General features: G+C 72.0%; 22 protein-coding genes. 5 read left to right on the top strand and 17 right to left on the bottom strand.

All coding sequences use genetic code 11. The features are described from left to right. Position 1: 1 nt before the first annotated feature. The 3 genes from AB0J21_RS07480 to AB0J21_RS07470 form a co-directional block, all read right to left on the bottom strand. Positions 2-949, bottom strand: coding sequence for a sugar ABC transporter permease (locus AB0J21_RS07480; RefSeq protein ID WP_363144896.1), 948 nt, complete (start codon positions 947-949; stop codon positions 2-4). After that, positions 946-2,244: an extracellular solute-binding protein gene (locus AB0J21_RS07475; RefSeq protein WP_363144895.1), complete on the bottom strand. Its 1,299-nt coding sequence runs from the start codon at positions 2,242-2,244 to the stop codon at positions 946-948. The genes AB0J21_RS07480 and AB0J21_RS07475 overlap by 4 nt, the downstream gene beginning before the upstream one ends. Positions 2,245-2,328: 84 nt before the next feature. Continuing rightward, positions 2,329-3,348, bottom strand: a complete 1,020-nt coding sequence (locus AB0J21_RS07470) for a LacI family DNA-binding transcriptional regulator (protein ID WP_363144894.1) — start codon at positions 3,346-3,348, stop codon at positions 2,329-2,331. 315 nt (positions 3,349-3,663) lie between these two features. On the opposite strand from AB0J21_RS07470, the gene AB0J21_RS07465 reads away from it, so the two are divergent. Then, positions 3,664-3,873, top strand: coding sequence for a hypothetical protein (locus AB0J21_RS07465; protein WP_363144893.1), 210 nt, complete (start codon positions 3,664-3,666; stop codon positions 3,871-3,873). 177 nt (positions 3,874-4,050) lie between these two features. Here the strand turns inward: AB0J21_RS07465 and AB0J21_RS07460 are convergent, their stop codons facing one another. The 7 genes from AB0J21_RS07460 to AB0J21_RS07430 are packed head-to-tail and all read right to left on the bottom strand — an operon-like array spanning position 4,051 to position 10,848. Next, positions 4,051-4,683: a hypothetical protein gene (locus AB0J21_RS07460; RefSeq protein ID WP_363144892.1), complete on the bottom strand. Its 633-nt coding sequence runs from the start codon at positions 4,681-4,683 to the stop codon at positions 4,051-4,053. Beyond that, complete coding sequence (locus tag AB0J21_RS07455) at positions 4,680-5,612, bottom strand: carbohydrate ABC transporter permease (protein WP_363144891.1); 933 nt, start codon at positions 5,610-5,612, stop codon at positions 4,680-4,682. Before AB0J21_RS07455 ends, AB0J21_RS07460 begins: the two co-directional genes overlap by 4 nt. Next, entirely contained in the window at positions 5,612-6,565 is a 954-nt protein-coding gene (locus tag AB0J21_RS07450; protein ID WP_363144890.1) for a sugar ABC transporter permease, read from the bottom strand. Before AB0J21_RS07450 ends, AB0J21_RS07455 begins: the two co-directional genes overlap by 1 nt. Beyond that, the gene (locus AB0J21_RS07445) at positions 6,562-7,881 is read right to left on the bottom strand and encodes an extracellular solute-binding protein (protein ID WP_363144889.1); all 1,320 of its coding nucleotides are present in this window, start codon (positions 7,879-7,881) and stop codon (positions 6,562-6,564) included. The genes AB0J21_RS07450 and AB0J21_RS07445 overlap by 4 nt, the downstream gene beginning before the upstream one ends. Positions 7,882-7,886: 5 nt before the next feature. Beyond that, the gene (locus AB0J21_RS07440; RefSeq protein WP_363144888.1) at positions 7,887-8,672 is read right to left on the bottom strand and encodes a cupin; all 786 of its coding nucleotides are present in this window, start codon (positions 8,670-8,672) and stop codon (positions 7,887-7,889) included. Beyond that, on the bottom strand, positions 8,666-9,658 hold the full coding sequence (locus AB0J21_RS07435) for a PmoA family protein (protein ID WP_363144887.1): 993 nt from the start codon (positions 9,656-9,658) through the stop codon (positions 8,666-8,668). Before AB0J21_RS07435 ends, AB0J21_RS07440 begins: the two co-directional genes overlap by 7 nt. Further along, positions 9,655-10,848, bottom strand: a complete 1,194-nt coding sequence (locus AB0J21_RS07430) for a Gfo/Idh/MocA family oxidoreductase (protein ID WP_363144886.1) — start codon at positions 10,846-10,848, stop codon at positions 9,655-9,657. The genes AB0J21_RS07435 and AB0J21_RS07430 overlap by 4 nt, the downstream gene beginning before the upstream one ends. Before the next feature lie 742 nt (positions 10,849-11,590). On the opposite strand from AB0J21_RS07430, the gene argG reads away from it, so the two are divergent. Further along, positions 11,591-13,039: an argininosuccinate synthase gene (gene argG / locus AB0J21_RS07425; RefSeq protein ID WP_363144885.1), complete on the top strand. Its 1,449-nt coding sequence runs from the start codon at positions 11,591-11,593 to the stop codon at positions 13,037-13,039. A 471-nt stretch (positions 13,040-13,510) separates the two neighbouring features. Then, positions 13,511-14,098: a hypothetical protein gene (locus tag AB0J21_RS07420; protein WP_363144884.1), complete on the top strand. Its 588-nt coding sequence runs from the start codon at positions 13,511-13,513 to the stop codon at positions 14,096-14,098. A gap of 170 nt (positions 14,099-14,268) precedes the next feature. Here the strand turns inward: AB0J21_RS07420 and AB0J21_RS07415 are convergent, their stop codons facing one another. Next, on the bottom strand, positions 14,269-14,970 hold the full coding sequence (locus AB0J21_RS07415) for a DUF4232 domain-containing protein (RefSeq protein WP_363144883.1): 702 nt from the start codon (positions 14,968-14,970) through the stop codon (positions 14,269-14,271). 228 nt (positions 14,971-15,198) lie between these two features. Between AB0J21_RS07415 and AB0J21_RS07410 the strand changes: the two genes are divergently transcribed. Further along, on the top strand, positions 15,199-15,429 hold the full coding sequence (locus AB0J21_RS07410; RefSeq protein ID WP_363144882.1) for a hypothetical protein: 231 nt from the start codon (positions 15,199-15,201) through the stop codon (positions 15,427-15,429). A gap of 118 nt (positions 15,430-15,547) precedes the next feature. On the opposite strand, the gene AB0J21_RS07405 is transcribed toward AB0J21_RS07410, so the two are convergent. From AB0J21_RS07405 to AB0J21_RS07380, 6 genes are all read right to left on the bottom strand, one after another. Next, complete coding sequence (locus tag AB0J21_RS07405) at positions 15,548-16,132, bottom strand: hypothetical protein (RefSeq protein ID WP_363144881.1); 585 nt, start codon at positions 16,130-16,132, stop codon at positions 15,548-15,550. A gap of 150 nt (positions 16,133-16,282) precedes the next feature. Next, positions 16,283-17,203: a Gfo/Idh/MocA family oxidoreductase gene (locus AB0J21_RS07400; protein ID WP_363144880.1), complete on the bottom strand. Its 921-nt coding sequence runs from the start codon at positions 17,201-17,203 to the stop codon at positions 16,283-16,285. Positions 17,204-17,352: 149 nt separating this feature from the next. After that, entirely contained in the window at positions 17,353-18,582 is a 1,230-nt protein-coding gene (locus tag AB0J21_RS07395; RefSeq protein ID WP_363144879.1) for an ROK family transcriptional regulator, read from the bottom strand. Positions 18,583-18,682: 100 nt separating this feature from the next. Next, a complete protein-coding gene (locus tag AB0J21_RS07390; RefSeq protein ID WP_363144878.1) occupies positions 18,683-19,567 on the bottom strand; it encodes a carbohydrate ABC transporter permease in 885 nt (294 codons plus the stop codon). Continuing rightward, positions 19,564-20,544 (bottom strand): sugar ABC transporter permease, encoded by a 981-nt coding sequence (locus AB0J21_RS07385; protein ID WP_363144877.1) that lies wholly within the window; start codon positions 20,542-20,544, stop codon positions 19,564-19,566. The genes AB0J21_RS07390 and AB0J21_RS07385 overlap by 4 nt, the downstream gene beginning before the upstream one ends. Before the next feature lie 68 nt (positions 20,545-20,612). After that, a complete protein-coding gene (locus AB0J21_RS07380; protein ID WP_363144876.1) occupies positions 20,613-22,016 on the bottom strand; it encodes an extracellular solute-binding protein in 1,404 nt (467 codons plus the stop codon). Positions 22,017-22,215: 199 nt separating this feature from the next. On the opposite strand from AB0J21_RS07380, the gene AB0J21_RS07375 reads away from it, so the two are divergent. Further along, the gene (locus AB0J21_RS07375; RefSeq protein WP_363144875.1) at positions 22,216-23,262 is read left to right on the top strand and encodes a zinc-binding alcohol dehydrogenase; all 1,047 of its coding nucleotides are present in this window, start codon (positions 22,216-22,218) and stop codon (positions 23,260-23,262) included. Positions 23,263-23,314: the final 52 nt, after the last annotated feature.

The following is a 23,314-nucleotide window of genomic DNA, read 5'->3' as shown; positions in this document are numbered from 1 at the left end:
GTCAGTTGCCCCTCTCGGTGAGCTTGCGGGCGGCCAGCGAGATGACGAGGACGAAGGCCACGAGGACCACGCCCAGCGCGGCGGCGAAGTCGGGGTGCCCCTGCTCGATGCCCTTCTGGTACATGAGCAGGACGGGCGAGGTGGAGGCGTGGTCGGGTCCGCCGCCGCCGGTCAGCAGGTAGGGCTCGCTGAACAGGTTGGCGCCGGTGATGATCGCGTAGATCACGACGAGGGTGGTCGCGGGCCGCACCCCGGGCACGGTCACCGAGAAGAACTGCCGCACCTTGCCCGCCCCGTCGACGGAGGCCGCCTCGTACAGCTCGTTGCCGACGTTCTGGAGCGCGGCGAGGTAGAGCATCACGAAGAAGCCGAGCTGCTTCCACGTGACGAAGAAGGCGATCATCGGCATCGCGAGGTGCGAGTTGACCAGCCACGACGGGTCCGGGGCGTGCGAGCCGAGGATGTCGTTGACGAGGCCGTCCGAGCCGAACAGGAACTGCCACACGGCGACCAGCGCGACGCTCGCCGTGATGTACGGCAGGTAGTAGGCGGCGCGGAAGAAGGCGCGGAAGCGGATCTTCGCGTTGAGCGCCGAGGCCAGCACGAGCGACAGGATCACCGTGAGCGGCACGTTGATCACGAGGAAGATCGCGATGTTGAGGAAGGCGCGGCCCACGACCGGGTCGGTGAACACGTCCCGGTAGTTGGACAGCCCCACCCACGGCGAGTCGACGTGCGTGCCGGGGGCGGTGAAGTAGAAGCGGTGGACGGAGATCCACAGCGTGTAGCCCAGCGGGACCGCGAACACCACGAGCAGGAACAGCACGTACGGCGTCACGAAGAGCGCGCCGACCCGGGAGCGGGTCTTGCCGTGGCGGGTGGTGGCGCCCTTGCGGGGCGCGGCCTCCCCGGCGGTGGCGGTGGCGGGGGTGGGACGGAGGTTCGTCATGACGGGTCCCCGTACTCGTCGAGCAGGTCGGTGATCTTGTCGGAGGCCTTGCGCAGCCCGGTGTCCGTGGACTCGTCGCCGAAGACGACGGACTTGGTCCACTCGTCGCGGAAGGCCTGCCAGATGTCGATGGAGCCCGGCACGTTGGGCACCTCGACGACGTGCTCGGCCTGCTGGGCGAACGGCTTGTAGACGGGCTTGTCCGCGAAGAACTGCGGGTAGCGGGTGGTCAGGTTCTCGCGCATCGGCATCTGCCCGGTGGCGTCGAGGAACTTCCCGTCCTGCTGGGTGGAGGTGGCGAACTTCAGCAGGTCCCAGGCGGTGGCCCGGTTCTTGCAGGCGCTGAACATCGCGGCGGACTTCTCGTCGCTGAAGGAGTAGGTGTCCTGCGGCGACTTCCCTTCGGCGGTCGGCACCGGGGCGACGCCGATGTCGATGTTGTCCTTGTAGGTGGAGACCGCCCACGGGCCGACGGTGGCCATCGCGGCCTTCCCGTCGTTCACGGCGTCACCGGGGTACATCTCCTGCGGGGCGAGCTTCTCGGAGTACAGCTTGCGCCAGAACGCGGCGGCCTGGCGGCCGGCCGGCGAGTCGAACTGCGGCTTGCCGTCCTCGATGAGCTGCTTGCCGCCGCTCTGCGCGGCGAAGGCGGGGTAGAAGTCGTTCCAGGACTGGAAGAACTCGCTGCTGGGCGCGGGCCAGAGCGCGGCCTTGGCGGCACCGCTGTGCACCAGGGTGCGGGAGGTCTTCAGGAACTGGTCGTAGGTCGCGAGCTGCGGGTGCTCGGGGTCGAGCCCGGCCTTCTTGAAGATCTTCTTGTTGTAGAGGATCATCACCGGGTCGCTCTTCCAGGGCATCTGGTAGAACTTCCCGTCCTGCGACTTGTACTGGTCGGTCAGCGCGCCGCCGCGCTTCTCGATGTACGCGTCGGCGTCCGGGAAGTCACTGAGCGGCACGAGGCCGTTCTGCTTCTGGAAGGTCGGCACCGAGGCGGGCGCGGTGTTGAAGACCAGGCAGGCGCTGGTGCCCGCGATGATCGAGGCGCTGATGGCCTCCTCGGAGGTCTTGCCCGCCGGGATCTGCTGCGCCGTGACGTGCTGGCCGGGGTGGCTCTTGTTCCAGGCGGCGATCATGTTCTTGCCCCACGCCACTTCCTGGGGGTTGTTCGACAGCCAGATCGAGATGGGACCGCGCGACTGCGCGGCGCTCTCCTGGTCCGGCGCCGAGCGGCCGCAGGCGGTCGCGGCGCCCGCGATGGCCAGCACGAGCAGCGAGTACGCCGTTCTCCTCAGCATGAAAACTCTCCGAACTGTGCACGTCCGGCGTCGTCGCCGGACGGGAATTCCTTGCCGCGCCCCGTAGGGCCGGGAACCCGGTTGTCAGGCACGGGGTGCCGGGCCTATCGAGGCGCGGGGGACGAACTCGGCGGGCGGCAGCACGACGTGCGCCACCTCCTCCCCCGCGAGCACCCGGTCCAGGGCGCGGGCCGCCGCCTCCCCCCAGCCGCGCGCGTCGGCGCGGGCGGAGGACAGCGGCGGGTGGGTGTAGCGGGTGAGGGGGGTGTCGTCGTAACCGACCACCGAGAGGCGTTCCGGTACCGGGACGCCCAGTTCCTGGGCCACGGAGAGACCGGCCGTCGCGGCCAGGTCGTTCCCGTAGACGATCGCGGTGGGCGGCTGCGCCAGCGACAGCAGTTCGCGGGTGGCCCGCGCGCCGCCCTCCGCCGTGAAACCGCCGGGCAGCACGGGCCCCTCGGGCAGGCCGAGCGCGTGCAGCGTCTCCTCCCAGGCCGAGCGGCGCCGGTGCGCGTGGCGGAACTCCTGGGGGCCCTCGACGTGCGCGATACGGCGGTGCCCGAGCTCGGCGAGGCGGCGTACGGCGTCGACGTAGGCGGGCCGGTCGTCGAGGCTCACCGAGCTGAGCCCGTCGCTCCACTCGCTCTGCCCGACGACGACGGCCGGGAGGCCGAGCCGGTGGACGAGGGCGGGGCGCGGGTCCTCGTGGCGCAGGTCGGTGAGGAGCACGCCGTCCACCCGCCGGTCGGCGGCCAGCCGTTCGTACACCGACTGCTCCCGCCCGGGGGTGGTCAGGTGCACCATGAGCCCGTCGCCGCGCTCGCCGAGGGCCACCTCGACGCCCGCGATGAAGGCGGGGAAGAACAGGTCGGCGCCGATCAGGTCGGGTTCGCGGGCGAGGACGAGACCGAAGGCCCCTGACTTGCCGAGGGACAGGGCGCGCGCGGGGCGGCTCGGGGTCCAGCCCATCTCCGCCGCGACCGCGAGGACGCGTTCCTTGGTCTCCTCGGCGATCCCGGGCCGGTCGTTCAGGGCGAAGGAGACGGAGCTGCGCGAGACGCCCGCACGCTGTGCGACGTCGGCGATGGTGGGCCTGCGAGCCATGGCGCCTTCCGCTCTCTGTAGTACCGCCGGTGGACCGGTCGAGGGGAGACCGAACGTTTCCAGCCAGTTTCTAAACCGGTTTAAACGATCGACCGGCGTTTACTAAACCGGTTTGGAAGACGGGCGTCAATGGGCGAAGGGGTGTGATCTGGACCGCTTTGGGGCGAGGGAGGTTTCGGCCGGGGATGGCCGGTGTGTGGCAGATATGTGGGACGGGGGACGACTGCCGGGCTGGTTCTGCGGCGGACCCGGGCCGTCCCCCCGGCGGGTCATCGGGGCTCGCGGGGGTAGCCGACGGTCATGGGCAGATATCCGATGAGCGTCACGACACGGCGGCTGGCCTGGTTCGCGCTGGCGGTGGCGGTGGTCCTCGCCGTGGGCGGGACCGCCGGGTTCGTGGTGGCGCTGGTCGACGGATGGCCGACGTCCGGCACTCTCTGGCTGGCCGTGGTGTCCCTGGCCTGGGCCGGCATCTGCGCGCGGATCTGCGTCAACCTGCGCAGGGACGCCGCCGCGCGCCGGTGAGACCTGCCGGTCGCGCCACCCCGAGGGCGGGGCCGGTACACCGATGGGACCGGCACACCCGAAAAGGCCGGCACAACCGAAGGGGCCAGCGCAACCGAAAGGGCCGGCCGGCGTCCTGCGCCGACCGGCCCGAAGTCCCGCTTCGCTGGCGGGCGTTGCTCTCGGTGTCTGTCGCTGTCAGTCCAGGAGCCCGGCCCGTCGCTCCACCGCCGTCACCGCGAAGGCGAGCGGGCCCGGGGCGAGCAGCAGCAGGGGCGGGAGCACCCACACGAACAGGACCACCAGGACGGTCGCGACGGCGAGCAGGAGGGTGCCCGAGGGATCGCGCCGGGTGCGGTGCGCGGCTCGGGCGAAGGCGCGGCGCCAGCCCTCGCGCGGAACGTCCTGGTCGGCGGCGGCGCGTTCGGCGACGAGCAGCGCGAGCGCGGCGAGGACGAGCAGGGCGGGGCCCAGGAGGGCGGCGCCCGGCAGCGCGGTCCCGGCGCCCGCGGAGCCGGTACGGGTCACCAGGAGATCGGCCACCAGGAGCGCTCCGGTCAGGAGCAGCGCGCCGCCCGCGCGCAGGGTGCGGCCCGTCCCGTGGGCGCGCAGGGCCTGGACGTAGCGGGGCACCGTGGCCGAGGGCCCGTCCTCGGCGGCCTCGCGCAGGAGGCGGCACGCGGCGGCGAAGGCGGTGGGCGCGGTGACGAGCGGCAGGGAGGCGAGCAGGCAGCACACACCCACGGCGAGCAGTTCGGAGAACAGGGTCATGCGCGGCCCGAAGAGCTCTCCCGCCTCGCGCCGGTACGGGGTCGCCGTGGCCCGCCTCATCCCTTGAGCCCCGAGGTCGCCATGCCCTGCACGAGGTAGCGCTGGAAGGCGAGGAAGAACAGCAGGATCGGCAGGACGGACAGGACCGACATCGCGAACATCGGCCCGTAGGCGGACTGGCTGGACTGGTCGACGAAGGTGCTCAGCGCGAGCGTGATCGTGTACTTGGACGGGTCGAACAGGTAGATGAGCTGGGTGAAGAAGTCGTTCCAGGACCAGATGAAGGTGAAGATGGCCGTGGTGATGAGCGCGGGCCGGGTCAGCGGGAGGACGACGAGCCAGAAGACGCGGAAGGGCCCGCAGCCGTCGATCCGCGCGGCCTCCTCCATCTCCTTGGGCAGTCCCCGCATGAACTGCACGATGAGGAAGACGAAGAAGGCCTCCGTGGCGAGGAACTTCGGCAGGATCAGCGGCCAGTACGAGTCCACCATGCCGAGTTTGTTGAAGATGATGTACTGCGGGATGAGCACCGCGTGGTGCGGGAGCATCATCGTGGCGATCATGAAGCCGAACATCGGGCCCCGCATCCGGAACCGCAGCCGGGCGAAGGCGTAGGCGGTCAGCGAGCAGGACAGGACGTTCCCGAGCACGCAACCCAGCGAGATGATCAGCGAGTTGGCCATCAGCCGGCCGATGGAGGCACCGCTGATGCCGTCGAACGCGGTGGTGAAGTTGGACCAGGCCAGGTGGGACGGGAGCAGTTTGAGGCTCGTGAGCACCTCGTCGGCGGGTTTGAGCGAGGTCGCCAGCAGCCACACCAGCGGGTAGAGCAGCACCAGGAGCACCACGACGATCGCCAGGTGCGGGGCGAAGCGCCGTACGGCGCAGGGCGCGCGCCGCCCGCCGGGGCCGGGGTCCGGGCGGCCGGAGGGGCCTCGTGCGCCGGCGAGGTCCCGCGCGCCGGCCAGGTCCTGCGTGGTGGCGGACATCAGGACTCCTCACCGGCGTAGAAGACCCACGCCTTGGACGTCTTGAACAGCACGAGGGTCACCAGGCCGATGGCCAGCAGCAGCACCCAGGCCATCGCGGAGGCGTAGCCCATGTGGCTCGCGGTGAAGCCGCGTTCGTAGAGGTAGAGGGTGTAGAAGTTGGTCGAGTCGGCGGGGCCGCCGGTGCCGCTGCTGACGGCGAAGGCGGGGGTGAAGACCTGGAAGGACTGGATCATCTCCAGGACCAGGTTGAAGAAGATGACCGGCGAGAGCATCGGCACGGTGAGCGACACGAACTGCCGCCATCTGCTCGCCCCGTCGAGGGAGGCCGACTCGTACAGCTCCGGCGGGATCTGCTGGAGGCCCGCGAGGAAGATGACCATCGGGGCGCCGAACTGCCAGACGCTGAGCAGCGCGACGACCAGCACGGTCAGGTCGGGGTTGCTGATCCAGCCGCCGAGGTGGATGCCGAAGGTGGACAGCACCTCGTCGACGGTGCCGCCGTCGTTGTACAGCGCGCGCCACACGAGGGCGATCGACATGCTCGCGCCCAGCAGCGAGGGCGCGTAGAAGGCCGAGCGGTAGAAGCCTTTGCCGGTACGGATGTTCTTGAGCAGCAGGGCCACCGCGAGGGCCGCGAGGAGTTTGAGGGGCACCGCGATCACGACGTACTGGAGGGTGGTGAGCACCGATCGCCAGTAGCGCGGGTCGTGGAGGAACATGTCGCTGTAGTTGCGCAGCCCGATCCACTTCGGGGCGTCGAACATCGAGTAGTCGGTGAAGGACAGGTACAGCGAGACGGCCATGGGCAGCAGCGTCAGCGCGAGGACGCCGATCATCCACGGGGTGAGGAACACGTAGGCGGCGCCCTGCCGTTCGCGGCGCGGCTTGCGGGTGGGGGCGCTCGCGGTGCCGGTGTGCGGCGGGGCCGGCTGGGTGTCGGTGAGCGTCATGAGCGCAGCTCCCGTTCCATTTCCGCGACGAGATCGCGGGCCGCCTCGGCCGGTGTCTGTTCCTCGAAGGCCACGCGCTGGTACTGGCGCCCCAGCGCGTTGAGGAGGCTCACGTCGGCGGGGGCGGGCGCCGGGGGTGGCGCCTTGACGCCGTAGGCGCGGATCCTGCGCTGGAACTCGTAGATCTCCTTCTGCGGCCCGGTCGCCGCGGCGCCCGCGGCGGCGGCCGTCCTCCGGTTGGGCGGCGTGGAACGGTCGAAGCCCCACAACTTGCCCACCTCGGGGTCGTTGAGGAGGAAGTCGACGAGCTGGGCGGCCACTTGGGGGTGGGCGCTGTTGCGGGCGACGCTCACGAGCATGCTGGGTTTGAGGTACTGACCGGGCCGGCCCTTGGTGGTGGGGACGGGCGCGATGTGGACGCTGTCGCCGAGGATGGCCGGGAACCCGAGCCAGGGCGCGTCCCAGCTGAAGTCCATGGCCGCGAGGCCCCGGCCCATCGGGGTCTGTTCGAGCGGGCCGGTGGCCTGGGCGGTGTCCTTGGCGCGGGCGGCGGCGCCCTCGCGGCGCAGGCCGCTGGTGAAGGTCCAGAAGGTGGCGAGGTCCTTCGCGGTGAAGCCGAGCTTCTTCTCGGAGGCGTAGAGCTTCTTGCCCCGGCTGCGCAGCCACTCCTCGAACATGTCCTCGTTGCCCGCGACGTCGGAGGTGCCGCGTATGTCGGCGCCGCCGGGCCCCTTGAGGTGCAGGGCGCTGATCTTCCGGGCCGCGTCGGCCCAGTCCTGCCAGGTCCAGCCGGGCTCGGGGGTGGGCACGTGGGCCTTCGCGAACAGCTTCGCGTCGTACGGGACTCCGGTGGTGCCCTCGCCCATGGGGAGGGCGTACTGGGTGTTCCCGTACCGGCCGGTGTGCAGCAGCGTCGGGTCGAACTCCTTCGTACGCACGGTCCCTTCGCGCAGGTACGGGTCGAGGGGTTTCAGGCGGTCGCTGCGGGCGTACTGCGCGAGCTGGCGGTAGTCGAGCTGGAAGACGTCGGGGAGGTTGTTCCCGGCCGCCTGCGTCGCGAGCTTCTGGACGTATCCGCCGTAGCCCATCGAGGAGGTGCGCACGGTGACGCCCGGGTGCTTCTTCTCGAAGAGCCTCACGGCCTGGGTGGTGAGGTCGGCGCGCGCGTCGTTGCCCCACCACGCGAAGGTGAGGGTGACACCGCCCCCTCCGTCACCGGTGCCGCTCGCGCAGCCCGTGGCCAGGGCCGCCACCGTCGTGGTGGCGGCCGCCAGGGCCAGGGACAGCCAACGCCGTTGTCGACTGCGGTGGGGCATCGGGATCAGTCCTCCGGTGCCGGGCGGAGATCCGGCCGGCCGTTGTCGTAGACGTCGAGGCGTCCGCACATCCCGAACCGGCGGACGGGGTCGGTGTGGCGGGCGGTGACGCGGGCCTCGGCCAGGTGCGAGGAGTCCCCGGCGCGCAGCCGCGCGATCTGCTCGCCGGTGGCCGCGGCGGCGGCCTCGGCCCCGGCGTGCCAGCGCTGCTCCCAGTCGTCCAGGAGGGGCTGTACGAGGGCGGCGGCCGAGCGGTGGAAGGCGGCGAGCGGTCCGGGGTCGCCGGACTCGGAGGCGGTGCGCAGCGCGGCGAAGCCCTCCAGCGCGAGGTCGCGGCGGGCGCGCGCGGCCTCGGCGCAGGCGTCCTCCTCGGTGGGCGGGGGCAGCGCCACGGCCGCCTCGTAGGTGGCGCGGTCGGTGAGGAAACGGGGCGGGAGCGTCAGGACGGCGTCCCCGGCCTCGGGAAGCCCGCTGTTCTGCATCAGGACGGAGATCCGCAGGCCGCCGTCGTTGACGAGACGGTGGATGGTGCCGGGCGAGAACCACACCAGGGCGCCGGGCGTGAGCGGGGTGCTGGTGAACCCGGAGGTGGTGAGGGTCTGCACGGCGCCGCTGCCGCCGGTCACCACGTAGCCCTCGGTGCAGGTGAGGTGGAGGTGCGGGGTGCCGCCGCACAGTCCGTCGGCGGCGGGCCAGTCGTAGACGCTCAGGTGGGACACGGCGACCGCCCCGGGCGGCCCGTCGAAGCGCGCCCGGGCCGGTGCCTGCGGGCCGGGGGCGGGGGTCACCACGGGTGGTCCTTGAGGTAGGCGGAGATCCGCTCGCGGTCCCAGCGGCCGTCGGCGACGACCACGCGGTAGCGGCGCGTGAGGCTTTCGCCGGGGGCGAGTTCGAGTTCCTCGTGGAAGGCGAAGGAGGGGGCGACGGCGGCGAAGGGGTCGTTGCGCACGAACCAGTGCGCGGGGTGCTGACCGGCGGTGCCCGCGTGGTCGTTCTCCGGGGCGTGCGCGAAGACGAGGGTGGCGTGCCCGTCGACCTGGTCGTGCTCGGCGCTGAACGCCAGCCAGGGCGCCTGCCGGCCCATGACCTCGGGGCCCTCGTCCCGGTCGGTGAGCACGGTGCCGCCCCGGAAGCCGCGCGGCCCGCGCCAGAACAGCCCGGTGTACCCGGCCATCTCGCGGCCGTGCGTGGTGGGGCTGCCGAACCGCAGCGGCTCGGTACGGCGGTTGGTGACGGACGTGGACCAGGTCAGCGCCCAGGAGCCGGAACCGGAGGTGGTGCCGGAGGCGGAGGTGGTGCCGGAGGCGGAGGTGGTGCCGGGGGCGGTGCCGGGGCCCTCGACGTCGTGCACCTCGACGCTCCGGGTCTCCTCGGCCCACAGTTCGCCGTCGTGCGGGTGCCAGGTCAGCCGCTCCCGCAGGGTCACGCGGTCCTCGCCGGCGGTCAGCTCGTCGAAGCCGAGGTGGGCCATGGAGCCGACCCGCTCGGGGAGTTCGAGGTACCCCTCGCCGTGGACGTAGGTGTTGCCGCCCCACAGGTTCTGCCCCGACAGGTGCGAGGCGGTCATCTGCAGGCCCTTGTGCCAGCGGTGGTCGTTGGGCCGGTAGTCGGTGACGACGGCGCCGGACAGCGTACGGATCGGGTGCAGGTAGGGCTTCGGCGCCTCCCAGGCCGCTTCGGGCCGGTAGACGTAGGAGAGCAGTTCGACGTCGCTGCCCTCCACCGAGACGGTCACGCGGTCGCCGTGGTGGTGGGTGGTGCGCAGTGCGGGGCTCACCGGGTGGCCTCCTGGGTCGCGGTGTCGGTGGTGGTGGCGGGGGTGCCGGTGGTGGCAGTCGTGCCGGTGGTGGCCGGGGCGGGCGCCCAGCCGGGGGCCCCGCCGTGCAGGGCCGCGTAGTAGGGGTCGCCGGGGCCGATCTCACCGGCGCGCACGGGCGCCCCGGTGAAGGCCGACTTGTAGAGCGCGGCGATGAGTTCGAGGGTCTTGCGGCCGTCGGCGCCACTGCTGCGGGGCCGCTGCCCGGAGCGCAGGGACGCGATCAGGTCCCGCAGTTGCGCGAGGTGGGAGCTGGGCACGTCGGCGCCGAAGTCCCGCCAGGCGGCGGCCTCCTCCTCGCTCACTCCGGGTGCGGGGGTGAGCCGCCAGTCGGCGTTGCGGTAGCCGTAGAGGTGGCTCAGCTCGACGGTGGCGCGCGCGCAGTCGAGCCGGATGCGGCTCACCTCGTCGGGGCTCAGGACGCTGTTGACGACGGTGGCCAGGGCGCCGCTCTCGAACCGGACGAGGGCGGTGGACACGTCCTCGGTCTCGACGTCGTGCACGAGCCGGCCGGCCATCGCGCGGACCTCCTCCCAGGGGCCGAGCAGGTCGAGCAGCAGGTCCATCTGATGGATGCCGTGGCCCATCGCGGGCCCGCCGCCCTCGGTGTCCCAGCGACCGCGCCAGGGCACGGCGTAGTACGCGGTGTCGCGGTACCAGGTGGTCTGGCAGTGCGCGACCAGCGGACGCCCCACCGCGCCCGTCTCCAGGAGCCCGCGCACATGACGGGCGCCGGAGCCGAAACGGTGCTGGAAGACGATGGCCGCGTAGGCCCCCGACTCCCGCTCGGCCCGCTCGATCGCGTCGAAGTCGGCGAGGCTCGGGCACGGCGGCTTCTCGCACCACACCCAGGCCCCGGCACGCAGGGCGGCCTCCGTCTGCTCACGGTGCAGGGTCGGCGGGGTGCAGACGACCACGAGGTCGGGAGCGGCTTCGGCCAGCATCTGTGCGAGTTCGGTGTAGGGGCGGGCGGGACCGAGGTCCGCCTCCTCGCAGAAGGACCGGGCCGAGGCGGCGTCGACGTCCACGGCGGCGACGAGGGTCACCTCCCCCTCCCCGGCGAGCGCGCGCAGGGCCGGCAGATGGGCCCCCCGGGCGATCCCACCGGTCCCGACGACCGCGACCTTCACTTTCCGCTGCGTCTGCTGCATCTTGCTGGGCGTGGACGTGGGGAACACCTCATCAGGACGGTTGACCGGCTCAGATATCACAGCGCGCGAAGAAAGCGCTTGCTGGCGAACGTAGGCCGGTCCGTTTCCGGAGTTCAACCAGTACGCCCGCTTGTATTTACATCGATGCATGGAGTACAAGCGCGCGCGGGAGCCATAAAGGGGAGCGGAGCGCGAGGAAGAGAGGGCGCGAAACGAGACGCGGGGGGCGCAGAGAACGCGGAGAACGGGGAGCGCAGAGCGGGGACGGCGGGGACGCGGGGGGACGCGGGGGGACGCGGGGGACGGCGGGGACGCGGGGACGCGGTCGAGGACGCACTGAACGCGGATGTGCGGATCGAGGACGCGCGGAACGGGGACGCGAGGACGCGAGGACGCGAGGACGCGGAACGCAGGGACGCGGTCGAGGACGCACTGAACGCGGATGTGCGGATCGAGGACGCGCGGAACGGGGAGCGGCCCGGACGTCGCGGCACCCCGGACGTCGCGGCACCCCGGACGTCGCGGCACCTCGGACGTCGCGGCCGAGCGCGGCACCCGGGGCCGAGCGTGACCCCCGGGGCCGAGCGTGACCCCCGGAGGCGAGCGTGACCCCCGGAGGCGAGCGAGCGAGAAGCATCCGCGCCAGCGGCCACGCCAAAGGGGCCCAAAGGCGTCCCGGCCCCGTGACCTGCGACTCCCCTCCTGTTTTGCATGACAATGCGGAATGACGCATACTCTTGCTATGTCTAAGGTCCTCACCTCCCTGCCCATCGGTCAGCGCGTCGGCATCGCCTTCTCGGGCGGACTCGACACCTCGGTCGCGGTCGCGTGGATGCGCGACAAGGGTGCCGTCCCGTGCACCTACACCGCCGACATCGGCCAGTACGACGAGCCCGACATCGCCTCGGTGCCCGGCCGCGCCTCGGCCTACGGCGCCGAGATCGCGCGCCTGGTGGACTGTCGCGAGGCGCTGGTGGAGGAGGGGCTCGCGGCGCTGACCTGCGGCGCCTTCCACATCCGTTCCGGCGGCCGCCCGTACTTCAACACCACGCCGCTGGGCCGGGCCGTCACCGGGACCCTGCTGGTGCGGGCCATGCTGGAGGACGACGTCCAGATCTGGGGCGACGGTTCGACCTTCAAGGGCAACGACATCGAGCGGTTCTACCGCTACGGGCTGCTCGCCAACCCCGCGCTGCACATCTACAAGCCGTGGCTGGACGCGGACTTCGTGTCCGAGCTGGGCGGCCGCAAGGAGATGTCGGAGTGGCTGCTCGACCACGGGCTGCCCTACCGCGACAGCACGGAGAAGGCGTACTCGACCGACGCCAACATCTGGGGCGCGACGCACGAGGCGAAGACCCTGGAGCACCTGAACACCGGGATCGAGTCGGTGGACCCGATCATGGGCGTCCGCTTCTGGGACCCCTCGGTGGAGATCCTGCCCGAGGACGTCACGGTCGGCTTCGAGCAGGGCCGCCCGGTGACGATCAACGGGAAGCGCTTCGCCTCGGCCGTCGACCTGGTGACCGAGGCCAACGCGGTCGGCGGCCGGCACGGCCTGGGCATGTCCGACCAGATCGAGAACCGCATCATCGAGGCGAAGAGCCGGGGCATCTACGAGGCACCCGGCATGGCGCTGCTGCACGCGGCGTACGAGCGGCTGGTCAACGCGATCCACAACGAGGACACCCTCGCGACGTACCACAACGAGGGCCGTCGACTCGGCCGTCTGATGTACGAGGGCCGCTGGCTGGACCCGCAGGCGCTCATGGTGCGCGAGTCGATCCAGCGCTGGGTGGGTACGGCCGTGACCGGCGAGGTGACGCTGCGGCTGCGGCGCGGGGAGGACTACTCGATCCTGGACACGACGGGGCCGGCCTTCAGCTACCACCCGGACAAGCTGTCGATGGAGCGCACCGAGGACTCGGCCTTCGGCCCGGTCGACCGCATCGGCCAGCTCACGATGCGCAACCTGGACATCGCCGACTCCCGCGCGAAGCTGGAGCAGTACGCGGGCCTCGGCATGGTCGGCTCCTCCCCCAACGCGCTGACCGGCGCCGCGCAGGCCGCCTCGACCGGACTGATCGGCGCGATGCCGCGCGGCGGCGCCGACGTCATCGCCTCGCGCGGCGAGGTCTCCGAGGAGGACGAGGTGCTCGACCGCGTCGCCATGGAGGCGGGCACCGACTGAGCGGGCGGACGCCGACCCGGTCCGGACACCCGGTGACCGCCGGGCCGCGCGGCCGTGCACAGCGAAAGGACCGGAGGGGCGGCGCACCGCCGCCCCTCCGGTCCTTTCCGCCATGGAGAAGGGTCGTGAAGAAAGGGTCGACATGTCGCGAACATGTCAGACACCTGGGTGAGGATGGCCGGTGAACTCCCGCACGGAGCGCCGGACTGCGGCGCCTTGAGGGCACCGGGACCGGTCGAGCCACCGCCGGACCGTCCCCTCACTCCGTACCCCCCACGAGGAGACACACCCATGGGCACCTCCACGACACGGACGAGCACGACAGGCACGAACACGACGAGCACGACAGGCACGGCAGGCACGGCAGGCACGGCAGGCACGGCAGGTACGAACAGGGGCCGGAGGAACACGATCCGGAGGAGTACGACCCGGCGGAACACGACCCGGAGGAAGCGTCTGGCCGCGCCCGCGGTGGGCGCGCTCGCTCTGCTCGCCTCCCTGCTGGCCGGGGCCCCGGCCGCGCAGGCCGCCGAGCCGGGAGCCCGCGCCGCCGCGGACTGTCCCGCCGGGCTGCCCTGCGGTTCGTACGCGGTCGACGGACTCGGCGCCCGCAAGTCCGAGGTGCGCGGCGCCGGCGCGAGCACGCTCGACCTGGCGATCGCGATGCTGGAGAGCGACCGGATGAGTTCCGACTACGCGTACGGCGACAACAAGACTGGTGACGCGGCCAACTTCGGGATCTTCAAGCAGAACTGGCTGATGCTGCACGACGGTTGCGGCCGGTTCTCCGGACAGGACGCGGGCCGGTACGACAACGGGGCGGTGCTCAACTCCGATCTGGGCGCCGACCTCACGTGTCTGCACGAGAGCCAGGCGCACTACGGGATCGACACGTGGTTCGCCGGTCACCGCAACGGCTCCTCCGGGATCGAGAACCCGGGCACGCAGGACATCGCCAACTACCGCAACGCGGTGTACTGGATCCGGGACCAGATCGAAGCGGACCCGGCCGCCCTCGGCAACGACACCCGCTACTGGGTGGACGTCACGCCGATCTGATCCGCCGAGGCCGGCCGAAGGTGTCCGACACCTGCACGCGGTTCCGCTGTCACGCTCCCCGGTGCCCCGGAAGGGGAGCGCGACAGCGGAACCGGTCAGGCCCCACCCGGTCAGGCCCCGCCCGGTCGCGGTCCCGCCCGGTCACGGTCCCGGTCCCCGCCCGGCCCGGGTCAGCGCTGAGGGGCGTCCGCCAGCCGCATCGAGCGCACCGCCTCGGCGACCGTGCTCCGGTACAGGCCGAGCTTCGGCTTGAGCACCTTCGCCCCGGTGCCGAGGGGGAAGTTCCGCGTGTCGGCGTTCGGCATGTGGTCGCCGTCGGCCAGTACGTTCAGCTCGTCGATGCCGCGCACGGTGCCGGTGCGCGCCCCGCCCGGGTTGAGGTCGATCACGGCGTAGGCGGTCCGCCCGGCCCGGACCGGGTACGCGGGCCGGCCGCCGAGACCGCTGGGGACCAGCGGCCGGACGTCCTTGCTGTGGTCGCGGGCGCGGGAGTCACCCAGGCTGACCCGGGGGAAGTGGCTCAGACCGCAGGCGCCGTCCCCGAGGTTGCGGACGGCGATCACCCGCTGCCCGGCGGCTCCGGCCCGCCGGGTCACCCGCACCGACACCTTCCGGTTGTCGCACGGGTGCTTGTAGGCGTAGGCGTCCGTGTCCCGGCCGCCCGCCCGCGCCTGCCCGCCCCCGGCCAAGGCTCCGGTGCCCTCGGCCGGCGGGTGACCGGCCCCGGTGAACGCCACGTTCGTGGTGCGGCCCAGGTCGGCGGTGCCCGTGCCGGTCTCCTGACCGCTGTTGGCGGTGAGCGCCAGGGCGAGCACGGCGGTGGTGACGGCGCCGAGGAGGGCGGCGCGGTGGCGGGTCTGCTGGATACGCAAGGGACTTCCCCCGAGGGTGGTGGTACGACGGCGGCCCGGACCGGCGAACGACCGCCCGGACCCTCACACCCCACACCGTTCCCACCCGGGACCCGGACCCTGCCGCCACCCCGCTGACATGACCCGAACGAGGCGGACGAACACCCTCACGGGCACGGTTCGCCACCGCGCGGGTGACCGGACCCCGCCCCACGCTTGGGACGGCGCGGCGGGGGCATCCGCTCCCCCATGAAGACGGCGAAGCTGGAACTCGCGGCGCAGCGGTACGCGGAGGCGGAACAGGCCCTGTCGGCGGCCCGGGACGATCTCGTGGTGGAGGCGGTGGCCGTGCTGCGGGCCCACCGCGACCGGCCCGCCCCGACGGAGGTGGACGTCTCCCGGATCACGGGCTGGTCCGTCGAGGACGTACGGCGGCTGCTGGACGAGGCGGACGCGGTGGGCGCGAAGCCGGTGCCGTAGCACCTCACCAGGAACGGAACCGGTGCCGTAGTGCCTCACCCGGACTGAGCCAGGAGCCCCGCGGCCGTGGCCGGTCGTCCCGCGCCGCGGTCCGCCGCCGGCAGGCCGGTCTCCCGCCTCATATCTGGTGGCTCCAGGCGATGACCAGCGCGATGCCTCCGAGGGAGGCCACCGCCAGGACGAGGAAGGGCCAGAGGCCGACCTCGCGGCCCCACATCCCGCCCGCCAGGCGCAGGTGCAGGCGGCCCAGCAGCCACAGGAGGCCCAGCCCGGCGAAGGCGAGCGGCAGGGAGAGGCCGAAATGCGCGAGCCACGCGCCGCCGAGGCTCGGGCCGCCCCACGCGTGGTCGTAAGGGCCCTGGACGACCAACGGGTAGAGGACCCCGCGGAGGACGAACAGGAGCTCGACGCCCACGGGAATCAGCGCCAGGAACCCGAGCGGCACGCACATCAGCGCGTGGGCCAGCAGTCGCGCCGCGCCGGGGCGCCGCGTGGCCGTCCGCGCCGTCAGGTCCTGCTCGCAGGCCCGGGCCCACCATGCGCGTGCCCTGTCGGTACGCCCGGCGGCCACCGCTGCGGCCGTCACGAACGAGGCCGGAAGCAGTGCGGCGGCGTACCCGATCCGGCGCGCGGAGCGTGCACGGGTGGCACCTGAAACAGCCGCGAGAACGTCGTCGGCGCGGTGCGCGGAGCTGGAAGGCATGGTGTCCGTCCCCCACTTTCTGGCCGGCCCGTTGCCGACGAACAGAAGTTAAGAGCCAGGCACCCTCGTTGGCTTCATACCCCGGTGCCAAAACCGACCCCCTACCCTAGTAGGGGGTCGCAGCGCCGTCCGCACGGATGCGGACCGCCCTCACGCCTCCAGGCTGCGTACCGCCTGCTCCAGGAGTTCCTGGATGCGCAGGCCCCGCGCGGCGTCCGGGGCCCGGGTGACGCCGGTGCGGACGGCCTGCGCGAACTCGCGGCGCAGGACGGGCCAGCACTCCTCGTGGTCGATGCCCTCCGTGTCGTACACCAGCTCCTCGTCCGGGCCGAGGAGTTCGACGCGGGTGCGGGCGCGGGGCAGGCGGACCGCGCCGGACAGGGAGGCCTGGCTGATCGCGCCGTTCTCGTGGGTGCAGGTCAGTTCGGTCCAGCGGCGCGGGTCGCCGGTGGCGCGGACCGAGACGATCGGGGATATCGCCGCGTCGAGGAGGTCGAGCAGGTGCGGGCCGAGGTCGAGCAGGGCGCCGTGTTCGAGCCGCCAGGCGGTGGCCTGGTCGCCGCCGAGGAAGGCGCCGTGCAGGTAGCAGGAGCGGGCGCCGAGGACCTCGCGGTTCGCGGCTTCGGCGAGGAAGGCGCGGGTCGCCGGGTGGTAGCGCTTGGTCAGGACGAGCTGGGAGACGACGCCGTGTTCGGCGACCGCCTCGGCGACGGCGCGCGCGGCGGCCAGGTCGGCGCCGAGCGGCTTCTCCAGCAGGAGCGCGCGCCCGGCGGCGGCGGCCCGGACAGCGAGGGGGGACTGCACGGCCGGCGGGACGGCGAAGGCGACCGCCTCGCACGTGTCGAGCAGTTCCTCGAAGGAGCCGGCGGCCTGCGCGCCGTAGGCCGCCGCGACCTCCTGTGCCGCTTCGGGCCTGCGGGCCCACACGGAGGTGAGGGTGGTCTCGGGTCCGGCGGCCAGGACGCGGGCGTGCATGGTGCGGGCCCAGGGCCCCGCGCCCACGAGCCCGACGCGGACGGGGGCGGCGCTCTCGCCGGGGCCGGTGGGAGTGGCGGTGGCGGGGTCGTGCATGGTGCGCTCCGGGTGGTTCACAGGGGTGCGGGTGGTTCACAAAGGGACGGGTGCGGGTGGATCACAGAAGTGCGGGTCGTTCACAGAGGGACGGCTGCGGGTGGATCACAGAAGTGCGGGTCGTTCGCAAAGGGACGGCTGCGGGTGGATCACAGAGGAACGGCTGCGGGCGGGTCGGTGCGGGAGGCGAGGGCGGTGAGCCGCGCGTCGGCCCGGTCGGGGGCGTACAGGTGGTCGACCACCATGCAGGCGGCGCCGACGAGTCCGGCGCGGTCGCCGAGGTCGGAGGTGAGGACCTGGAGGTGGGCGGTGGTGCGGGGCATGGCGCGCTGGTAGAGCAGTTCGCGCACCCCGGTCAGGAACGGGGTGCTGGCGAGGTCGCCGCCGAGGACGAGCACGCCGGGGTTGAGCAGGGTCACGACGGTGACGAGCACTTCGCCGACGCGCCGCCCCGCGTGCCGGGTGAGGCCCACGGCCTCGGGCTGTCCCGCCGCGAGGTGCGCGCGCACGCCGGAGCCCGAGGTGGTGCGCACCCCGGCCTCGGTGAGCTGCCCGGCGATGGCGCGTCCGCTGGCCACGGCGGCGAGGCAGCCGTGCGAGCCGCACATGCACAGGACGTCGGGCCGGTCGTGCAGCCGGATGTGCCCGATGTCGCCCGCGCCGCCGTCGATGCCCCGGTACACCTCCCCGTCGATGACGACGCCCGCGCCGATCCCGGTGGAGGCCTTGACGAAGACGAAGGCGCGGCAGTCCGCGTGGTGGGTGCGCTGTTCGCCGAGGGCCATGAGGTTGGCGTCGTTGTCGACGAGGACGGGCAGCGGCCCGCTCTCGCGGTGGCCGCCGACGTGCTCGGCGTACAGCTCGCGGAAGCGCTCCCGCAGCGGGTAGCTGTCCCAGCCGGGCATGATGGGCGGCTGGACGAGCCGGCCCTGGTCCCGGTCGACGGGTCCGGGCACGGACAGGCCGACGCCGCACACCCGTTCCGGTGCGGTGCCCGCCCGCTCCAGGAGCGGGCCGAACCAGCGGGCGACGTGGTCCAGTACGGCTTCGGGGCCGTCCGCTATGACGAGGTCTCCGCTGTGTTCGGCGAGCACCCGGCCCGCGAGGTCCATGACGGCGGCGCGGCCGTGCCGGGTCTCCAGGTCGGCGACCAGGACGACGGCGTGGTCGGTGTCGAACTCCAGCCGGGCGGAGGGGCGTCCGCCGGTGGAGGTGCCGGTGGCCCCGCGCAGCCAGCCGGCCCGGAACAGCTGGTCGAGCCGGTGGCCGACGGTCGAGCGGGACAGCCCGGTGGCCTCCTGCAACTCTCCGCGTGTCGTGGCCGTGCCGCTGCGGATGAGTCGCAGCAGGTGCCCGGCGCTCGCCTGGTTTCCCGCCATCGCCTTCTGCCGTCCTGTCCCTCGTGGCCGGGCCCGCGCTCCGGCGCCTTGCCGGTCAGGGTGCCCTGCTCATGTTTCGGGCCGAAGGCGGCCCCGTGTCCTACCCCTTGTCCGCGCCGGCGGTCAGCCCTTCGGTGAGCAGCCGTTCGGCGGCGAAGAAGAGGGCGACGACGGGGATGGTGAGGACGACTGATCCTGCCATGAGGACGGTCTTGGAGACCTCTATCCCGTTGGCGAGCTGCTGAAGGCCCAGCGAGACGGTCCACTTGCCGGGATCGGCGGCGAGGAAGAGGAGGGCGAAGAGGAACTCGTTCCAGGCGATCATGAAGACGTAGAGCCCGGTGGCCATGAGGGTGGGCAGGGCCAGCGGCAGGATGATCTTGCGTACGGTCTGGAAGCGGGAGGCGCCGTCGATCGCGGCGGCCTCCTCGATGCTGTACGGGATGGTGACGAAGTAGTTCTTCAGCATGTAGATCGACACCGGCACGGTCTGCGCGATGTAGACGATGGCGAGGCCGACGAGGCTGCCGGACAGGCCCATCTTCGCGAACATCACGAACAGCGGGACGGCCAGCAGGGTCGAGGGGAAGAGGTAGACGGCCAGGAACAGCGCGCCGACCTTGCGGTGCCCGAAGAACTTGAGCCGGCTGACGGCGTACGCGCCGGGCACGGCGGCGGCCAGCGTCAGCAGCACCGTACCGATCGCGACGAGCCCCGAGTTGAGCAGCATGCCCAGGAAGCCCTGCCCGCCCTCGGAGGTCGGCTTCAGGACGCTCTCGTACGTCGAGAAGGTGAAGTCCTTCGCGGAGACCCACAGTTGCCCGGGGTTGAGCAGCAGCGAGTCGATGGGCTTCAGGGACAGCAGCAGCATGTAGTAGAAGGGCACGATCGTGATGAGCGCCAGGAAGGCGATCACGACCCAGCGCAGGACCCCGAAGAGCCCTTCCTCGAACTGCGTACGGGTCATGCGGGACGCGCGGCTCATGCGGACTCCTCCTGCACCTTCTTGCCGAAGAACACGAAATAGACGCCCAGCAGGACCATGAGCACGACGGCCAGCACGAGCGCCTGCGCGGAGGCCGCGCCGACGTCGAAGCGCGAGGTGAGGAAGTCGTAGACGCGGACGGCGACGACGTCGGTGCCGGAACCGCCGCCGGTCAGCAGGTAGACGTCGTCGAACTTGTTGAAGGTCATGATGAAGCGCAGCACGGACAACAGGGCGATGACCGGCATGAGTTGCGGCAGCAGGATGTGCCGGAAGCGCTGGGTGGGGGTCGCCCCGTCGACGCGTGCGGCCTCCTCCAGCGAGTCCGGTACGGCCTGCAGGCGCGCGAGCATGAAGAGGAAGGCGAACGGGAAGTAGCGCCAGGTCTCGAAGGCGATGACGGTGAGCAGCGCGAGCGGGATGTCGAAGTGCAGCCCGAACAGGCCCACTTCGTAGGAGCGGGTGGACAGGAACGCGATCGGGTCGTCCCAGCCGAACAGCTTGCGGCCCCATTCGTTGACGATGCCGTACTGGGGGCTGAGGGCCGTCTCCCACACGAAGGAGACGGCGACGACCGGGGCGACGTACGGCAGCAGCATCGCGGCGCGCAGGATGCCGCGCCCCCGGAAGGGCTTGCGCAGGGCGAGGGCCGCGACGAGGCCGAGGACGATGGACCCGGCGGTGGCGCCGACGGTGTAGGCCACGGTGGTGCCGAGGCTGCTCCAGAAACCGGGCGAGCCGAAGACCTGCCGGAAGTTGTCCAGGGTCCAGCGGCCGAAGAGGCCGTTGCTCTGGATGTCGACCAGTTTGGCGTTCTGGAAGGCGAGCAGGACGGTCCACAGGATGGGCACGATCACCACGACCAGCACCACGACGAAGGTGGGGGTGACGAAGGCGAGTCCGGCGCGGTTCTCCCTGCGGGCGGCCGACAGGGGTGGGGTGCGGCGCTTCTTCGCGTCGCTCGGGGTTGAGCTCATGGGTGGTCCTCGTGGGGCGTGCGGGGGCGCGGGGGCGGGGCGGGGGGCCGGTGGGGGCTCCTGGTGGGCTACTGAAGGGACTTCTTCAGGGCTGCGACTTCCTCGGCGGCCTCCTTGGCCGCCTCGTCCGGCGACTCCTGTCCGCTGGTCATCGAGCCGATGGCCTTCGCGACGGGCAGTTCGCCGTTGGTCGCGCCGACCAGGGCGCCCTGCCCCTCGGTGAGGCCCCAGCGCTGCATGTCACCGACGCCCTTGAGGAGTTGGTCGACCAGACCGGCGGGGTACGCCTGCTGGAGGGAGCGCCGCTTGTCGACGCCCATGTCCGCGCCGCGCCACGCGTCCCGGAAGACGTCGGGGTCGGCGGCGGTGCCGTTGCGGACCGGGATCTTGCCCTCGGGGGCCATGCCGAACCAGTCGGCGTAGCCCTTGCCCATCATGTACTCGATGAACGCGCGGGAGGCGCCGGTCTCGGCGGTGCGGGTCACGGCCCACGAGGTGATCTCGCCGAACTGCGCGGGCTCCTTGCCGTCGGGGCCCTGGAGCGAGGTGACGATACCGGTGTTGCGGGCCAGGAAGCCGGGGTCCTTCTTGCACTGCGGGCAGCTCGGCAGGGCGTCGGAGCGCAGCCCGGCGAGTTCGTCCAGCAGGAAGGAGGACCACACCATCATCCCGGAGCGCCCGGAGAAGTACGTGGCCCGGGTGGTGTCGACGCTCTGCGTGCCGGGGGCGCCGTGCTTGCGGGCCAGGTCGTCGTACGCCTTGAAGGCGGTGCGGCAGGCCGGTGAGTCGAGGGCGACCTCGCCCTTGTCGTCGACGAGCCGGCAGCCGTTGGCGAGCGCGAGGTCCTCGAAGCTCTGCTGGGTGAAGACGTCGGAGGGGTCGGTGGCCAGCGACATGCCGGCCCGGTCGCCCTTGTCGAGCGCCGCGGCGGCCTTGAGCGCGCTCGCGTAGCTGGTCGGCGGCTTCAGGCCGGCCTTCTTGAAGAGGTCCTTGCGGTAGACGAGTATCTGCAGCCACGCGTCCGAGGGCACGGCCAGGCGGCTGGCGCCGTCGGCGGTCAGGGACAGCGCGTTGGCGTTGAAGGTCTTGGGATTGAGGTCGGCGACGACCTGCTGGGCGACCTTCGTGTTGAGCAGCCCGTTGCCGTACATCTGCCAGACCTGGCCCATCGGGACGGCGCCGATGACGTCGGGGAGTTTCCCGGCGGCGGCGGCCGACATGATGAGCTGCGGGAGCTGGGTCTCGTCCACCCCGACGAGGTCGACGTGGACGCCGGACTCCTTCTCGAAGCGGCTGACGACCTTCTTCGTGGCCGCCATGCGCGGCGGCAGGTTCTCCTGCGTCCAGACCGTGATCCGGTGGTCCGCCTTCTGCTCGCCGCTGTCGCTCCCGCATCCGGCGAGCAGTCCGGCGGCGAGGGTCGCGGCGAGCCCGAACAGGGTCGTCCTCGTCCCTCGGCCCTTCATCACCATGCTGTGTCCTCACGCTACTTACGTTTGTTCCTGCTGCATCTCAACATCACTTTTGCTTATTGACAAGACATAACTCTGAGATATCTTCGACGGAAGTCGGCGATCACCGTCGCCGCCGAGGGGTCACGGTCGCGATCACCTGTCCCGATCGCCCGCCCCCGCCCCGTATGCCCGTCTCTCACGTCCGGAGTGCTTTTCCGTGGAAAGCGTCGTCCAGTTCACCGGCCCCCGACAGGTCGAGGTCGCCCAGCACGAGAGTGCCGCGCTGCCCCTCGGTCACCTGCGGGTGCGCACCCACTACAGCGGGATATCCGCGGGCACCGAACTCACCGCGTACCGCGGCACGAACCCGTACCTGACCCGCACCTGGGACGCCGAGGCGCGGCTGTTCCGCGACGGGGCGGCCGGGATGGAGTACCCGGTGGCCGGCTGGGGCTACTCGGAGGTCGGCGAGGTCACGGAGGTCTCGCCGGAGCTGGCCGGGCAGCCGGGCGTACCGGCCAAGGGCGACCTGGTCTGGGGGATCTGGGGCCACCGCAGCGAGGGCGTCGTCCCGGTCGAGCGCATGATCGGCCACACCCTGCCCTCCGGCCTTGAGCCGCTGGCGGGCGCCTTCGCGCGGGTCGGCGCGATCGCCTACAACGCGGTGCTGTCCGCCGACATCCACGTCGGCGAGGAGGTCGCGGTCTTCGGTCAGGGCGTCATCGGCCTGCTCACCACGCGGCTCGCGCAGCTCAACGGGGCCCGCGTCACCGCGGTCGACGCCCTGGACGGCCGTCTGGAGACCGCCCGCGCCTACGGGGCGACCCGCACCCTCAACGCCCGTACGGACGACGTGGCCGAGCGTGTCCGCGAGGCCACCGACGGCGCGGGGGCGGACGTCGCCATCGAGATCAGCGGCGTCTACCCCGCGCTGCACGAGGCGCTGCGCTCGGTCACCGTCGGCGGCCGGGTCGTGGCCTCGGGCTTCTACCAGGGCGACGGCATCGGGCTGCGCCTGGGCGACGAGTTCCACCACAACCGCGTGCAGCTCGTGTGCTCGCAGATCGGCGGGGTGCCGCCGCAGCTGTCCGGCCGGTGGACGGTGGAACGGCTCCAGCGCACCTTCCTGTCGCTCGTCGCCGAGGGCAGGGTCGACGTGAAGTCCCTGGTCAGCCATGTCGTCCCGGTAGCGGAGGCGGCCGGGGCGTACGCGCTGCTCGACGAACGCCCCGCCGAGGCGCTCCAGATGGTCCTGAGCTTCTGAAGCCCGGTTCCGGAACCCGCGAGCCCCGGCCCCCGAGCCGCTGATCGCGCTG

Origin of the sequence: Streptomyces sp. NPDC049954 (assembly GCF_040656295.1) — a bacterium.
Lineage (GTDB): Bacteria > Actinomycetota > Actinomycetes > Streptomycetales > Streptomycetaceae > Streptomyces.
This window is presented reverse-complemented; position numbering and strand designations above follow the sequence as displayed.

Bases quoted from the DNA above. Each gene is read 5' to 3' on its own strand.
- AB0J21_RS07385 (WP_363144877.1), bottom strand. From the start codon at position 20,544: ATGAGCTCAACCCCGAGCGACGCGAAGAAGCGCCGCACCCCACCCCTG.
- AB0J21_RS07395 (WP_363144879.1), bottom strand. From the start codon at position 18,582: ATGGCGGGAAACCAGGCGAGCGCCGGGCACCTGCTGCGACTCATCCGC.
- AB0J21_RS07475 (WP_363144895.1), bottom strand. From the start codon at position 2,244: ATGCTGAGGAGAACGGCGTACTCGCTGCTCGTGCTGGCCATCGCGGGC.
- AB0J21_RS07455 (WP_363144891.1), bottom strand. From the start codon at position 5,612: ATGTCCGCCACCACGCAGGACCTGGCCGGCGCGCGGGACCTCGCCGGC.
- AB0J21_RS07400 (WP_363144880.1), bottom strand. From the start codon at position 17,203: ATGCACGACCCCGCCACCGCCACTCCCACCGGCCCCGGCGAGAGCGCC.
- AB0J21_RS07430 (WP_363144886.1), bottom strand. From the start codon at position 10,848: ATGCAGCAGACGCAGCGGAAAGTGAAGGTCGCGGTCGTCGGGACCGGT.
- argG (WP_363144885.1), top strand. From the start codon at position 11,591: ATGTCTAAGGTCCTCACCTCCCTGCCCATCGGTCAGCGCGTCGGCATC.
- AB0J21_RS07465 (WP_363144893.1), top strand. From the start codon at position 3,664: ATGAGCGTCACGACACGGCGGCTGGCCTGGTTCGCGCTGGCGGTGGCG.
- AB0J21_RS07410 (WP_363144882.1), top strand. From the start codon at position 15,199: ATGAAGACGGCGAAGCTGGAACTCGCGGCGCAGCGGTACGCGGAGGCG.
- AB0J21_RS07380 (WP_363144876.1), bottom strand. From the start codon at position 22,016: ATGGTGATGAAGGGCCGAGGGACGAGGACGACCCTGTTCGGGCTCGCC.
- AB0J21_RS07405 (WP_363144881.1), bottom strand. From the start codon at position 16,132: ATGCCTTCCAGCTCCGCGCACCGCGCCGACGACGTTCTCGCGGCTGTT.
- AB0J21_RS07470 (WP_363144894.1), bottom strand. From the start codon at position 3,348: ATGGCTCGCAGGCCCACCATCGCCGACGTCGCACAGCGTGCGGGCGTC.
- AB0J21_RS07445 (WP_363144889.1), bottom strand. From the start codon at position 7,881: ATGCCCCACCGCAGTCGACAACGGCGTTGGCTGTCCCTGGCCCTGGCG.
- AB0J21_RS07450 (WP_363144890.1), bottom strand. From the start codon at position 6,565: ATGACGCTCACCGACACCCAGCCGGCCCCGCCGCACACCGGCACCGCG.
- AB0J21_RS07480 (WP_363144896.1), bottom strand. From the start codon at position 949: ATGACGAACCTCCGTCCCACCCCCGCCACCGCCACCGCCGGGGAGGCC.
- AB0J21_RS07390 (WP_363144878.1), bottom strand. From the start codon at position 19,567: ATGAGCCGCGCGTCCCGCATGACCCGTACGCAGTTCGAGGAAGGGCTC.
- AB0J21_RS07460 (WP_363144892.1), bottom strand. From the start codon at position 4,683: ATGAGGCGGGCCACGGCGACCCCGTACCGGCGCGAGGCGGGAGAGCTC.